Genomic DNA, 1,204 nt, shown 5'->3' with positions numbered 1-1,204 from the left:
TGAGAGCGGCGGTGCAAAAGTCGGCCACGGTAGCGGCGGCATAATGCTGCCGCGGGCGGAGTAAAATCCGGCCACCTATTTCCTTTCTGCATTGAATGCAGGAGGGCCAGGGGATCTACACCGTGGAATTGTATCTGAGGGTTCGGCTGGCTGTTTCGGAAGGGATGACGAAGCGCCAGGCAGCTAAGCATTTCAACATATCGCGCGACAGCGTGGCCAAGATGGTGGCCTATTCGACGCCGCCCGGCTATCAGCGACGTTTGCCGATCCGGCGTCCGAAGCTGGATGCGTTTGTGTCGACGATCGAGCATTGGCTCGATGAAGACCTGAAGGTGCCGCGCAAGCAACGGCATACTGCCAAGCGTGTGTTCGACCGCCTGCGTGACGAGTGTGGGTTCGTCGGCGGCTACACGATCATCAAGGATTATATGCGCGAGCGTGATCAGCGCCGTCAGGAGGTGTTCGTGCCGCTGTCGCATCCACCCGGCCATGCGCAGGCAGACTTCGGTGAGGCGACGGTGGTGATCGGCGACGTCGAGCAGAAGGCGCGCTTTTTCGTGCTCGATCTGCCACATAGCGACGGCTGCTACGTGCGGGCCTATCCGGCGGCCGTGGCCGAGGCCTGGGTCGATGGCCACATCCATGCATTTACGTTTTTCGGGGCCGTGCCGCAGTCGATCGTCTATGACAACGACCGTTGCCTGGTCGCAAAAATCCTGCCCGACGGCACCCGCAAGCGCGCAGCACTGTTCAGCGGCTTCCTGTCCCACTACCTGATCCGGGATCGCTACGGCCGTCCCGGGAAAGGTAACGATAAAGGGAATGTCGAGGGTCTTGTCGGTTATGCCCGGCGCAACTTCATGGTGCCGATCCCGCAGTTTCCGACATGGGATGCGTTCAATACCTTTCTGGAAGAGCAATGCCGCAAGCGGCAGAACGACAAGCTGCGCGGCGAGAGCGAGACGATTGGCGAACGGTTGCAGCGAGATCTTGCCGCCATGCGTCCCTTGCCGGCGTCGCCTTTCGATGCCTGCGATCAGGCGAGTACAACGGTGACGGCCCAGTCTCTGGTGCGCTACAAGACCAACGACTATTCCGTGCCGGTCGCCTACGGTCATCAGGACGTCTGGGTCAGAGGCTATGTCGACAAAGTTGTGATCGGCTGCCGCGGCGAGATCATTGCTCGTCATCCGCGAAGCTGGGA

At 60.7% G+C, this 1,204-nt stretch carries 1 protein-coding gene; it reads left to right on the top strand.

Features of this window, described 5'->3' with window-relative positions; all coding sequences use genetic code 11:
* Positions 1-122: 122 nt before the first annotated feature.
* On the top strand, positions 123-1,204 hold a 1,082-nt coding region (gene istA / locus ACODTZ_RS36100; RefSeq protein ID WP_489032111.1), incomplete at its 3' end, for an IS21 family transposase.

The sequence above is a fragment of the Rhizobium sp. FG113 genome (assembly GCF_057809895.1).
The sequence above is the reverse complement of the archived record's forward strand: the minus strand, read 5'-3'. Positions and strand labels throughout refer to the sequence as shown.